Below are 12,794 nucleotides of genomic sequence, written 5' to 3' on the forward strand. Positions count from 1 at the left end.
CCGTGCAGGCGGGGCTAGGAGTCTAGCAGGGTGCCCATGATGTTGAGGGGCCGGAAGACGTAGTCCTTTAGGTAGTGGGTGTAACTAGCTCTGTGAATGCCTAAGATGTAAGAGACACCGGCATTTGCGTCGGTTACCACAGTGGAGACGTAGTTGGCTTTTCCTCCATATACCTGGAAGCCGAAGCCAACGTGAAGTCGTTTTATCAGCTCTGAGTAGGGATAACCCAGCTTATTGATAATGCCTCCCACAGGCCAGCCTCCCACGTGGATGCTTCCGCTTACGTCTATTAAGGGCTCATTAACGAGCATGTCGACCCATCTTAGCATATTTGCATCACCGCCCTTTCCGTCTATCCCTTGTAAATACCTACTCTCGCTTATCTGGGTAGAGCTGAAGATCTCTGCTGGCAGATTGCCCACGGACCTCAGGGCGATGCTCCCGTTTTCAAAACCAAGGTTGAGTAGGTATAAGTCTGCTCTCTCGTCAACTACTCCGCATGTGTTTAAATCGTAGACGTCGTATACTATGTACCTCCAAATAGTTGAATAGAACATTATTGCAGCTGACTCGTCTAAGCCCTTAAAGATATATGTTCTGCCGCCCTCTATGTTGAGGTTGCCAGTACTCCAGCTCTGTTCGCCAGTTATCCTCATCTGTGTTCCAAAGCCCAGCGACAAGCCCCCGTATACGTTAAACTTGAGGGCGCTTCCGTTGACAATGTAAGAGAAGTCTATATACTCTCCAAATGCTTTGCTTGACGTGTCCCTCAACGCCACTGCGGGGACGTAGTTGCTTAAGTTAATGTCCGAAACGTAAACTACTTTCGCCTCTGGGCATGTTGCGAAGTACGAAGACTTGTTCTGCTTCTTCTGCTGTCCGTGGATTTTGTACTTTTTGTTCTTAAGCTTGGGCTTAGCGACGATGTCGGCGTAGGGGAGGAACTCAGCTGTGAGCGAGGTTGGAAGCACTGCGAAGAGGGTGTTCTCGGTCTCTAGGGGCTGGTCCCTCTCCTTTAGCCAGTCCCTCCACCTGTCTACGCGCTCTTTTACTCGCTTCTTGTCGAGCTCCAGCCTCCCCCCGCGTATGGCCACTTCCTCCACCTCGCCGTCGGGCTCCCATAGGAGGAAGGCCGTGAAGTCCACGGGGTTATCTGCCTCGTCTACGAACTCTAGGACTACCTTGTCGTCTGAGGGCTCCTCCGCCAAGGCCTCGAACCAGGCGCTCTTCTCTCTCACGGGGCTACTGTCCGCCGCCTCGCCTCCTTCTGTTAAGAGCTTCCACGCCAAGCCCCCACCCACGGCGGCAGATAGGCCCAGGATACCCCAGGTGAGGAATTTTCTTCTCGTAACCATAGGTCACTTTCTGTAGCGTTTTTTTTCTTTCGTTGTACAATTGCCTAAAGAATTTTTGGTTGTTGCCTAAATTTGCTGTGGGGCTCAGGTGCGGGGAGTAGTTATGTTAAAAGTTTATATATGTGTGGGTGTGGGGGGCTCATGTCGTCTGCTGTCAGGATTGTGGAGAAGCAGTTGGATGAGATTCTGGCTATTGCGAGGAACCCGGCGCAGATTAGGAACGCGGGCACTTTGGCGCATGTGGACCACGGGAAGACCACAACCACCGACTCTCTGCTCATGGGTGCTGGCCTTCTGTCGCCTAAGGTGGCGGGTAAGGCCTTGGCGATGGACTACGTGCCTATTGAGCAGTTGCGCCAGATGACGGTTAAGGCGGCTAACATCTCGCTGTACTTCGAGTATGGGGGTAAGCCCTACTTGATCAACTTCGTCGATACGCCGGGCCACGTGGACTTCACTGGCCACGTCACTAGGTCGCTGAGGGTCATGGATGGGGGGCTTGTGGTAGTGGACGCCGTGGAGGGGGTTATGACGCAGACGGAGACTGTGGTGAGGCAGGCTCTGGAGGAGTACGTGAGGCCTGTCCTCTTTATAAATAAGATCGACCGCCTTATCAAGGAGCTCAGGCTCTCGCCTCAGGAGATACAGCAGCGGATATTGTCAATTGTCAAAGACTTCAACGCGTTGATCGACATGTTTGCCCCGCCTGAGTTTAAAGACAAGTGGAAGATTGACCCCGGGAAGGGCCAGATGGCGATGGGCTCGGCGTTGCACAAGTGGGGCATCACGATCCCCATGGCGCAGAAGGCTGGGATTAAGTTCAGCAACATTGTGGACGCCTATGAGAAGGGCTATGTGGACAAGCTTGCTGAGGAGTTCCCCTTGTACAAGACCCTCCTCACTATGATCATTGAGCACGTGCCTCCGCCGAACGTGGCGCAGAAGTATAGAATTCCCAGGCTTTGGCGCGGCGACTTGAACAGCGAGGTGGGCAAGGCCCTCCTCGAGGCTGATCCAAACGGCCCCACAGTCATCGCGGTGAGCAAGGTTAACAAGGACCCGCACGCCGGCTTAATTGCCACGGGCCGCGTCTTCTCTGGCACAATTAGGGAGGGCGACGAGATCTACATAATTGGCAGGAAGATGAAGAAGAAGGTTCTCCAGACCTACATCTACATGGGCCCCACGAGGATCATCGTCCCCTATATGCCCGCGGGCAACATAGTGGCGCTCATGGGCGTAGACGAGGCGAGGGCAGGCGACACCCTCGTCACGCCCTCTCTCGCGGATATACCGCCCTTCGAGAGGATGAGGTACATATCTGAGCCCGTGGTGACCGTGGCTATCGAGCCCAAGAACCCCGCCGAGTTGGCCCGCCTCGTCGAGGCTTTGAAGGACTTGGTAATCGAAGACCCCACCCTCGACCTCAAGATTGACCAGGAGACTGGGCAAATACTCCTATCGGGCGTTGGCACCCTCCACTTGGAGATAGCAACGTGGTTGCTCAAGGAGAGGACTAAGGTTGAGTTCTCAGTGTCGCCGCCGTTGATACGCTTCAGAGAAACGGTGAGAGAGAGGTCGCAGGTCTGGGAGGGCAAGTCGCCGAATAAGCACAACCGCCTCTACTTCTACGTCGAGCCCCTCGACGAGACCACCGTCGAGCTGATCGCCACGAGGGAGATCACAGAGGAGCAAGACCCCAGGGAGAGGGCGAAGATCCTCAGAGAGAAGGCCGGCTGGGACACAGACGAGGCCAGGGGAGTCTGGGCCATCGACGACAGGTACTTCAACGTAATTGTGGACAAGACCACCGGTATCCAGTACTTGAGAGAGATTAGGGACTACATCATACAGGGCTTTAGGTGGGCCATGGAGGCCGGGCCGCTGGCGCAGGAGCCCATAAGAGGCGTAAAAGTCGTCTTGGTGGACGCGGTGGTGCACGAAGACCCTGCCCACCGCGGACCGGCGCAGATTATGCCGGCGACAAAGAACGCCATCTTCGCCGCCTTCCTCTCCGCCAGGCCCACTATATTGGAGCCGCTGGTTAGGCTAGACATCAAGGTGGCCCCCGACTATATCGGCGCGGTTACGTCTGTGATAAACAAGCACAGGGGTAAAATCCTCGACATGACGCAGCAGGAGTACATGGCGTTTCTAAGGGCCGAACTGCCCGTGTTGGAGTCTTTCACAATAAGCGACGAGCTCCGCGCCGCTGCGGCTGGGAAGATCTTCTGGTCAATGCAGTTCTCCAGGTGGGCGCCGTACCCAGAGTCCATGCTCGCGGACTTCGTAAAACAGCTCCGGAAGAAGAAGGGGCTGAAGGAGGAGATACCGAAGCCCACGGACTTCGTTGAGGCTTTTTAGTCAGCTTAGAAACACCTCTTCACCTCTCGCGTCACGGCCGTTTCATCACCCTTTTGGCAGAACTGTTTTAAATAGAAATTTTTTGTTATGCCATGTCAATAAGGGCCTTATTGGCAACGCTCATAGTCGTCGCCGTGTTGATAGTGGCCTTTTTGGCTCTTCAATCCCTTCAACAGCCGCCAAAGAGGCTTGTCATCGTCGGCCCGGCTGGGATCAGCGACTTGGGGAAGGCGCTTGCGAAAAAGTTCAGCGAGAAGTACGGCGTCAACGCCACCTTTGTGCCCCTGGGCGGCGCGGTGGAGATGGTGAACGAGCTTGTGCGCGCCAAGGACAACCCGCCTTGGGACGTGGCCATCGGTGTGCCGGAGTTCTACTACACCGTGCTCATCGAACAGGGGGTCTTGTACTGCCCTGGGCTAAAGGTGGAGGGCGTCCCGGCAGAGGAGTTTTGGGACCCCCACGGCTGTGTATACCCCCTGGACAAGTCATACATAGGCATTGTCTACAACGAGTCCGCCTTGGCCAAGCTCGGCCTACCGCCGCCGCAGACCCTCGACGACTTGTTAAAGCCTGAGTACAAGGGGCTTATCGCCTATCCCAACCCCGTGCAGTCGGGGACGGGCCTCGCCGTCTTGTCGTGGATTATGTCTGTCAAGGGCGAGGAGGAGGGATGGCGCTTCTTGAAGCAGCTCGCCGGGCAAATAGCCAAGGTGGGGTACCCCAGCGGCTTTACCTCGCTAAGGAACGCCCTGAAGAGGGGGGACGTGGTCATTGCCCTCTCCTGGTACAGCCACGCCATTGACCCAGGCACGCCTCATATGAGGGCCGCCACGTACAGTGCGTTTTTGTACAGAGAGGGGGTGGCTGTGTTGAAGAACGCCAAGAACCGCGACCTCGCTGTGGAGTTTGTAAAATTTGCCTTGAGCAAGGAGGGGCAGGACTTGGTCGATCCCTACAACTATATGTTGCCAGTCCGCCCAGACGCCGTGGTGGAAAACAACAAGGGGTTGCCCCAGCCTCAGACAGTTGTGGTGTACAACCCCGCCCTGGGGTCTAAGGCCGACGAGTGGAGACTTAGATGGCAGAGAGAGATAGCCTCCGGGTAATCCCACTCCTTTTTTTGACGGCTTTTCTCGCCCCGTACCTCATCCTACTCGCCAGATACGGCATAGCGTTTGCGGTAGACGAGTACACGCTCTGGGTTTTTTTCTTTACGCTCGCCCAGGCGTTGGCCTCGGCGGCCTTCTCAGTGGTGGCCGGGCTAGCCCTACTTCCCATATACGTGAGGGCGCCCGCCTTGAAGCCCGTGGTCATGGTGCCCTTCTTTGCCCCCGCCCTTTCCACTGTGGATGCGCTTATCCGCATGTTGGGCGACGTGATGTACAGCCCCTGGGGCATAGTCATTGCCCACGTGGTCTACTACGCGCCATACGCGGCCCTTCTGATGGAGTCAAATCTGCGCTCGATCCCCGCCGACATTTTAGACGCGGCGGAGATATACGCCAGACGCCTCTCGACGAAGGCCAGGGTCATCTTCACAGAGCTGAAGCCCTCCCTGGCCTACTCCTTTTACACAATCTTCGTGTTTAGCTTTCTCACATTTACCACGCCTCTCCTCCTCGGCGGACGCTATCCAACGCTAGAGCTCTTGGTCTACCTATACGCCACCTCCTTTGCCTCAACTCAGCTTGTGTCAACCGTGGTCTTGATCACGCTCCTCTCCTCCCTAGCCCTCGCACTTCCCTTCTTCAAGTTGCCCACGTTGCCGCCAGCCGAGCCCTCGCCGCGGGCACCGAAGCTGGGCCTCCCCGCCGTGTTGCCCTCTCTGCCCCTCGCCCTCTTCTACCTAGCGCTGGCGGCCTACCTAGTCCTCCCAGCGGCGTCTCCCAGGGGGCTAGAGGGGGCGTGGACGCCGTTGGTCAACAGCCTACTAGTGGCGCTGGCATCCTCCGCAATTTCGCTGGCCCTCGCAGTGTCCTTCCTCTTCTCGGACGTAGTGGGCTCCAGACTGCCTGCGGTCTCCTACGTCGCCGCCATTTCGCTTTCGAAGAGCCTCTTCGCAATAGGCTTCTTCCACCTGGCCCAGCCCCTCTACGGCACTCTGCCAATCCTCCTCGTGGCCCACGTGTTCGTAATCACGCCCCTCGTCTACTCCATCGTCAAGCCGGCCTTTGAGAAAATTAGGCAAGACGCCAGAGAGGCCTGCCTACTCTACCTAGGGCCAGTCAGATGTGTGGCTAGGATTCTCTCGGAGGCTCTGGGCCCCACAATTGTCCAGGCGTGGCTCGTGGCCCTCGCCTCGTCGATATCTGAGACAACGCTCGCCTTCATCTTGACCACCGGCGCCGCCTCCACGCTGTCGGCGGAGGCCGCCAGGCTTTTGACCTCGCGGGCCCCCGACCTAATTGAGACAGGGCACTTCTACTCCTCGCTTATGGCAGTCATCGTCTTGGCGACTCTGGCCCTCTCAAGGCTTGTAAAAACCAAGCCCTACGCCTTCTGAGGAAAGCAGACCCCCTTGGAGACCTTAAAGCGTATAGTGGACGAGGCCGGGGGCTTGGCCAAGATGAGCCGCACGGCGGCTTCGCCCACCACTGCCACTACCTCGTATCTCCCAGCCCTGTACCACACGCCGACGACCTTCCCCTCGAGCGGGCCCTCCTCCTCTACGTCCCAGGGGCGGAAGTAGAGGTATCCACACGGCGCCTTTAACACGTTGGAGTAGCCCAAGAGCTTGGCCACGTGGGGAGAGGGCGGGTTTTCAAAAAGCTCAACCGCCTTTCCCTCGGCCGCCACTTTGCCCCCCATGACCACCACCACCCGCTCCGAGATGTAGGTGGCCTCCTCGAAGTCGTGTGTGACGTACAGCACGGTCCTCCCCCTCGCCACCTCGTATATGTAGGGCAGAAGCTCGTTTTTAAGAGGCGCGTCGAGGGCCGTGAGCGGCTCGTCTAAGAGGAGCACCTCGGGCTCCACCACGAGGGCCCTCGCCAGCGCAACCCTCTGCTGTTGTCCCCGGCTAAGCTCCGAGGGGTACCTCCCCTCAAGCCCCCCAAGCCCAACTTTCTCAAGGACGTGCCTCGCCTTCTCAAACGCCTCGCTCTTCCTCACGCCGCGGGAGAGGAGGGGCTCAGCCACGTTTTCCAACACGGTTAGAGAGGGGAAGAGGGCTGGGCTTTGAAACACGACCCCCACCCCCCTGGCCCATGGCGGCTTGCAGGTGACGTCTTTCCCGCCTATGTAGACCCGCCCCTTGTCAGGCCTGAGGAGCCCCGCCACTATCCTCAAAAGCGTGGACTTGCCGCTCCCCGAGGGGCCTAAGACGGCGACGCGGCCCCCCCTCTCTACCTCTAGGTCAATGGGGCCGAGGAAAAATCCGCCGAGCCGCTTCTCGACGCCTCTAAGCGATATGGCCATTACTTCTTTACGGCCCTCACCCGGAGGATCCCAGGCGCCGTGATTACCTCCTTGACCTCGTATCCCAAGTCCTCTAAGAAGCAACGGGCGCCCGCGGCGGTGGCCTTCACGCTCTCTACCCCGTACCCAACTCCCACGGCGTCTACGACGAGCTCGTCCCCAGAGGCCTTTACGTCAAACCTCTTGGCGGGTATCACCTTTGAGAAGTAGGGGACTAGGGAAAGCGCCGAGTCCAAACCGCCGTATACGGCCTTTATGTAGCTCGCCAACATCTTCCCGGCCTCACACCACGCCTTTTCCACTACCTCAGGGTTCTCTTTGTACATGTCGGCGACCATTTTGTCCAAAAGGCGTCCGGGCACTGGCACCACCTCCAGCTCCACCATGACCTTGTAAAACTCCGCAATTTCTCTAATCTGCTGGACTTTAAAGCCCTGTTGCACCAGCTCTAGGCCCGTGGCCAGTATCTGGTTCGCCAGGGCGTACTGCGTCATGCCGAGGGACTCGGCCACGGCGGCTAGGCGCTCTGCGACATCTTTAGCCACAGCTATATTCACCCGGTCCTTCTTCTGCTGATTCACATGTTAAAAATCGGGCGCCTTATTAAATTTTATGTCTATTATGCCATAGGTGTAGTCACAGAGATATACAAAGGGGATATATAGGAGGCGTATATTAACATGTGCGCCTAAGAGCCAAGTACCTTCTGGTGGGGGATTTGGAACTTGTGGAAAACGGCGTAGTGGAAGTGGACGACCAAGGCGTGGTAGTAGGCGTGGGGAAGTACACCGGGGGCGTCGCCGCCGATTTGGGAAACGTGGTGCTAATGCCCCAGCTCCTCAACGCCCACGTCCACGTGCTAGACGCAGCTATGGCGGACCGCGACGACTTGTACATAGACGACCTCGTGGGGTGGCCCCACGGCGCGAAGTACCACGTGGTTAAGACCCTCGTGCGCAGGAGAAGACACATCCCCCTCCTAAGGGCCGTGGCTAGGCGCATGAGGGGCTACGGCGTTGGATGCGCCGTGGTCTACGCCGAATACGCCGCGAGAGACGTCGAGGAGGTATTTCGCGGGGAGGGGATAGAGGCGTTAGTGTTTCAAGAGGCCCACGGGGACTTCCCCGACTACCCCCACGTCCAAGTGGCGTCCCCAGTGGACCACCCCGTGGACTACCTGAGAGAGCTCAGGAGGAGGTACGCGTTGGTGTCTACCCACGTCTCAGAGACAGAGGACTGCCACGAGGCGGGCGACTTGGCCCTGACGCTGGAGGCCCTAGACGCAGACGTCCTCGTCCACCTAGTCCACGTCACGCCGGAGGAGGCGGCGGCAATTCCGCCGAGCAAGACCGTGGTGGTGAACCCAAGGGCAAACGCTTACTTCGTGGGCAAAGTGGCCCCCATCCCACTGCTCCTACACCTCAAGCCCCTCCTCGGCACAGACAACGTCTTCATGAACGAGCCAGACCCATGGGCCGAGATGAAGTTTCTCCACGCCTACTCCGCGGCGGCGGGCTGGGGACTTGGAGAGAGGGAAATATTGTCCATGGCCACTGTGTGGGGTTGGGAAAAGCTCAAGTGCCCCCCGCCCATAGAGGTTGGGCAGAAAATGCGTGCCCTCGCCGTGGCCGCGCCCTACGCCGGGGACAAGGTGTTGAAGTACCTCGTGAAAAGGGTCTCTCACCGGGACTTAGTGGCCTTCGTGGAGGGGACTAGGATTCTGCCTGTTTAAACCTCTTGTGCAAGAGGGGGGCCGCGACGCCTAGGGAAATCGCGGCGAGGGATATCGCCGCGTCTCTTGCGTTGACTAAGGGGTCCAGCGACGGGGCTGTGAGAAGGCTTAGCAAAATCAAGGAGCCGAGGGAGATGGCCAAGGCGCTTAGCAGGTAGACGAAGGCTCTGTTCATGGCAGAGGGCACATGCCCCTATTTATTAGTTTCGGAAAAGCTTATATTCCAGCTCGGCGTCGCCGTTGTGATAGTGTGCGAAAACCTCGGACGGAGATACGGCGACTTCTGGGCCCTCAGGGGAGTCACCTTTGAGGTGGGGAAGGGAGTTGTAGCGGGGGTGCTGGGGCCCAACGGCGCTGGGAAGACCACCCTCGTCAGAATACTCACCACGGAGCTCATGCCGTCGGAGGGGCGCGCCCTCGTGGCGGGACTCGACGTGGTAAAAGAGGCGGAGAAGGTGAGGCGAGTAATCGCCGCGGTGCCCCAGGAGGCTAGGCCAATAGACTTCTTAACCCCCTACGAGTTTGTGTACAGCTACCTACTCCTCAGGGGGTACCCCAGGCGGGAGGCGAAGAGGAGGGCGGAGGATGCCCTCAAGACGTTTGGCCTCTGGGAGGTGCGGGGTAGAGAGATAGACACGCTGTCTGGGGGCATGAAGCGCAGAGTCCTCGTGGCCTCGGTGTTCGCCGCCGATGTGGACGTGGTGTTTCTCGACGAGCCGACCACGGGCCTCGACGTGTACTCCCGGCGCATGGTGTGGAACGCCGTCTCTGAGATGAAGAGGCGCGGCGTCACCGTCCTACTTACGACGCACTACGTGGAGGAGGCAGCGGCGCTAAGCGACGTGGTCGTGGTAATAAACAGGGGCAGAGTAGTGGACATCGCGCCGCCGGGGGCTCTTGTGGAAAAAGTGCCAGGCCGCTACGTCGTAGAGGTGTATGGAACCGACGGCGCCGTGGCGGAGAGCAGGGCTAGGATAAAGATCGGCGACAGGGTGCTGTACTACGTGGACAGCCCGCCCCCGCTTGCCGAGCCTAGGGGGGCAAAGATCGTGGTTAGGCCAAAGTCGCTCGAGGACTACATATTGATAAACGTGGGAGAGGTAGAGGAGGACTATGAAGACGATTAAAGACGCACTGGTCATAGCTTGGATCAACGGCTGGATAGCGGCCACGAGGGGCTGGATATGGGTAGTGGCCAGCTCCGTCAGCCCGTTGTCCTTCCTCGTCCTCTTGGCCATATACGGCGGCGTAGAGGGGCTCCTGTGGGGAGTGCTGGGGAGCCTGGTCTGGACCATCGCCTCCAACGGCATCTCGCTCATGGGAGACGCCACGTACTACCGCCTGGGCATCAAGTACCAGTCCATGCTTACCGCGGCGCCGGTGTCGCCCGTTGGATACGCCATCGGCCTCGCGCTAAGCGCCTTCGTCTTTGCCACCCCCACGCTGGCCTTTTACATAGCCGTAATCTTATGGCTGGGCGTCCCGCTGGCCAGCCCCGTGGCGGCGTACGCCTTGGTCACGCTCTGGCTGGCCTCCGCCGGCCTTGGCTTCACGCTGTCCAGCTTCATAAGACACATGAGATATGCCTGGGCCCTCCCCCAGATACTCACCGCCGTGTTCACCGTGGGAGCCCCAGTCTACTACCCCGCCACCGTCTTGCCCACGCCCTACCTAGGCGTAGTGGTGCCCACAGGCGCCGCGGGGGTATTGCTCCAAGCCGCCACAGGCCTGGCCAACTACTCCGCAGACCTACAAGCCGCGGCCGCTGTTGCCCTAGCCCTGCAGAGCGTCTTGGGGCTATACCTATTGGCAAAAGTAGCCAGGTGGAGACAACAGTAGTACATTATACCCGCCTCCTTTCGCCGCCCCGGGCGCCTCCCCGGCGATGTGCCAAAGACCTGGCTACATTTCGACTAGCCCTACTTATCGACGAGTTAGATGTAGACCGGCGGGACGCCGCCGGACTCTGCAACAACCTCGACTTCCACGCCTATGTAGTACGACTTGACAGTTACTTTCACATATGGGGGATTTACCGCGGCCTTTACCTTTTCCAAGAGGTCCACGGCCAGTTCCTCGTGGAGGATCTCTCTTCCCCTGTAGGAGTCCACCATCTTTTTGAACTCCTCGATGGCGAGGACGGCGCCGCGGGGTATGTACTCCACAGAGACCTCAAACGAGTCCACTGTCTTGCTGATTGGGCACACAGACTCGCCCCTAGTCTTGAGGCGCACGAGGCTCGGAGACTTGGAGACCTTGAGCATGGCCGAGAGATATCCCGGCATATTTAAGGCAACCTTATAAAAGAGAGGTGTGGCCTGGGCCGTGTGCGTAGTGGAGAAGTGGAGGGAGGACCCCTTCTACGGCGCCGTGGCGGTGGTCAAGGCGGAGGGGTATGTGGTTGGGGATTTCACCGGGGGGATCCACGGGGCCTTTAGAGACTACGTAGAGCTGCCGCCCGGCGTGTACACGGTAGGCGGCGAGGAGTGCGCAATAGAGCCGCTCTCCTACCCCTGGCACTTCTCTGTGCCCTACATGGCGGCGAGGTGGGGCGACGTGGTGGAGCTACGGATATACGCCACGGAGGAGCTCGAGGTGCCAGGCGGCTTCGTGGCCAAGCTGGCCGACGTGGGGCCCTTCTCTGTCTACCTGGCGGCGACGCGGGGCGCCTCCTATGTTGTAAAGTGTTGCGGCAGGTCGAGGAGGTTCAAGGCGCCGCACCCCGGCGAGGCCCCCCGCCTCTCTGCCCTCTACGAGGTTTTGCCAGACAGAGCGGGCCCCGGGCGTGGGTGCAGAGATCTCTCTAAGCAGTTCTGCGGCGGCACGTTGAAGGACGTGGCGGAGCTGGCGGCGGGGGCCGTGGATTTCGCAGATGGGCTCTACCTCCACCCCATATACCCCGCCATGTCTTACCACAGATACGACGTGGTGAACCACTTCGACGTAGACGAGAGAGTGGGCGGCTGGGCGGCCTTCTACGCGCTTAAGGAGGCCTTGTCCAAGGTGGGGATGGGCCTCGTCTTAGACCTCGTCTTATACCACGTGGCTCCCCGAAGCCCGCTCTTCCCCGACGGGCCCTTTGTTATAAAAAGCGCGGAGGGGGCGAGGCTTGTGAAAAAACTTGTCGAAATTCTGCCGCGGGAGGCGTTGCGCGGCGTCTTCTCCGGAGAGCCTCCCTACGAGACTTTTCTAAAGGTGTGGCTCATGCCTAGGCTGGATTACACGCGGCGCGAGGCCGTGGAGTACGCCAGGCGGGTGGTGGAGTTCTGGGCCCCACATGTCGACGGGTTTAGGCTAGACGTGGCTCACGGCATTCCGCCCGAGGCGTGGCGAGCGGCGCTGGAGCCCGCCCGAGGCCGGTACGTCTTTGGAGAACACGTGGGCAACCCCGCACCCTTCTACCACGTAATCAGGGGGTTCACGGCCTACTTCTTGTACCACCACGGGGTCAAGCGCCTCGGGGAGGGCGTTGAGGAAGTTGCGAGAGGCGTCAACCGCTACCTGGCTCTGACGCCCCCCTCGGCGGTTCCCCACATGAACCTCTTCTTAGAAAACCACGACTTAGACAGAGCGGCCTCCTTCCTAAGCCCCGACGCCGTGGTCATGGGCTACGCCCTCATATACTCACTGCCCGGAGTCCCCTCAGTCTACATGGGAGGCGAATGCGGCGAGGTGGGACGCGCCGAAGATCACACAAATAGGAGACCCTTCCCCGGCTGCGGCGGCCATCCGTTGAAGAGCTTTCTCGCCAAGCTCTTCGCCGCGAGGAAGAGGCTGGGCCTCTCCGCGGGGCCTGCATACGCCTACACAAGGCGGGGGAGACTGGTGCTGTGGAGGGGAGACGTGGAAGTGGAGGTGGAGAGGGGGCGGGCCGTGTTTACAAGCCCCGGGGGCTCCTTGGAAATCTTTATATAGGCGGCGTGTGT

12 protein-coding genes are annotated in these 12,794 nt (G+C 59.2%); 7 read left to right on the top strand and 5 right to left on the bottom strand.

Annotated features, from left to right (window positions below):
* Window positions 1–14: 14 nt before the first annotated feature.
* Window positions 15–1,355, bottom strand: a complete 1,341-nt coding sequence (locus tag PCAL_RS01150; RefSeq protein WP_011848906.1) for a hypothetical protein — start codon at window positions 1,353–1,355, stop codon at window positions 15–17.
* 141 nt (window positions 1,356–1,496) lie between these two features.
* Between PCAL_RS01150 and PCAL_RS01155 the strand changes: the two genes are divergently transcribed.
* The 3 genes from PCAL_RS01155 to PCAL_RS01165 all read left to right on the top strand — a co-directional run bounded on the left by PCAL_RS01155 (window position 1,497) and on the right by PCAL_RS01165 (window position 6,222).
* Window positions 1,497–3,719, top strand: a complete 2,223-nt coding sequence (locus PCAL_RS01155; protein ID WP_011848907.1) for an elongation factor EF-2 — start codon at window positions 1,497–1,499, stop codon at window positions 3,717–3,719.
* 92 nt (window positions 3,720–3,811) lie between these two features.
* Window positions 3,812–4,825 (top strand): thiamine ABC transporter substrate-binding protein, encoded by a 1,014-nt coding sequence (locus PCAL_RS01160; RefSeq protein WP_011848908.1) that lies wholly within the window; start codon window positions 3,812–3,814, stop codon window positions 4,823–4,825.
* Between the two features lie 14 nt (window positions 4,826–4,839).
* Window positions 4,840–6,222: an ABC transporter permease gene (locus tag PCAL_RS01165; RefSeq protein ID WP_226951977.1), complete on the top strand. Its 1,383-nt coding sequence runs from the start codon at window positions 4,840–4,842 to the stop codon at window positions 6,220–6,222.
* On the opposite strand, the gene PCAL_RS01170 is transcribed toward PCAL_RS01165, so the two are convergent.
* Both PCAL_RS01170 and PCAL_RS01175 read right to left on the bottom strand, forming a co-directional pair.
* Entirely contained in the window at window positions 6,210–7,136 is a 927-nt protein-coding gene (locus PCAL_RS01170) for an ABC transporter ATP-binding protein (RefSeq protein WP_011848910.1), read from the bottom strand. The two genes, PCAL_RS01165 and PCAL_RS01170, sit on opposite strands and share 13 nt — an antisense overlap.
* Window positions 7,136–7,717, bottom strand: coding sequence for a hypothetical protein (locus PCAL_RS01175; RefSeq protein ID WP_011848911.1), 582 nt, complete (start codon window positions 7,715–7,717; stop codon window positions 7,136–7,138). Before PCAL_RS01175 ends, PCAL_RS01170 begins: the two co-directional genes overlap by 1 nt.
* A gap of 101 nt (window positions 7,718–7,818) precedes the next feature.
* Between PCAL_RS01175 and PCAL_RS01180 the strand changes: the two genes are divergently transcribed.
* Window positions 7,819–8,868, top strand: coding sequence for an amidohydrolase family protein (locus PCAL_RS01180; RefSeq protein WP_011848912.1), 1,050 nt, complete (start codon window positions 7,819–7,821; stop codon window positions 8,866–8,868).
* On the opposite strand, the gene PCAL_RS01185 is transcribed toward PCAL_RS01180, so the two are convergent.
* Entirely contained in the window at window positions 8,849–9,043 is a 195-nt protein-coding gene (locus tag PCAL_RS01185; protein ID WP_193322787.1) for a hypothetical protein, read from the bottom strand. The genes PCAL_RS01180 and PCAL_RS01185 overlap by 20 nt on opposite strands.
* A gap of 67 nt (window positions 9,044–9,110) precedes the next feature.
* On the opposite strand from PCAL_RS01185, the gene PCAL_RS01190 reads away from it, so the two are divergent.
* Together PCAL_RS01190 and PCAL_RS01195 are read left to right on the top strand one after the other, a co-directional pair.
* Window positions 9,111–9,995 (top strand): ABC transporter ATP-binding protein, encoded by an 885-nt coding sequence (locus PCAL_RS01190; RefSeq protein WP_193322788.1) that lies wholly within the window; start codon window positions 9,111–9,113, stop codon window positions 9,993–9,995.
* Complete coding sequence (locus PCAL_RS01195; protein ID WP_011848914.1) at window positions 9,982–10,707, top strand: ABC transporter permease; 726 nt, start codon at window positions 9,982–9,984, stop codon at window positions 10,705–10,707. Before PCAL_RS01190 ends, PCAL_RS01195 begins: the two co-directional genes overlap by 14 nt.
* A 95-nt stretch (window positions 10,708–10,802) precedes the next feature.
* On the opposite strand, the gene PCAL_RS01200 is transcribed toward PCAL_RS01195, so the two are convergent.
* Entirely contained in the window at window positions 10,803–11,132 is a 330-nt protein-coding gene (locus PCAL_RS01200) for a GTP cyclohydrolase I (protein WP_011848915.1), read from the bottom strand.
* A gap of 61 nt (window positions 11,133–11,193) precedes the next feature.
* Here PCAL_RS01200 and PCAL_RS01205 point away from each other — a divergent pair, with 61 nt between their 5' ends.
* The gene (locus PCAL_RS01205; RefSeq protein ID WP_011848916.1) at window positions 11,194–12,783 is read left to right on the top strand and encodes an alpha-amylase family glycosyl hydrolase; all 1,590 of its coding nucleotides are present in this window, start codon (window positions 11,194–11,196) and stop codon (window positions 12,781–12,783) included.
* Window positions 12,784–12,794 lie beyond the last annotated feature (11 nt).

This window comes from Pyrobaculum calidifontis JCM 11548 (assembly GCF_000015805.1).
GTDB lineage: Archaea > Thermoproteota > Thermoprotei > Thermoproteales > Thermoproteaceae > Pyrobaculum > Pyrobaculum calidifontis.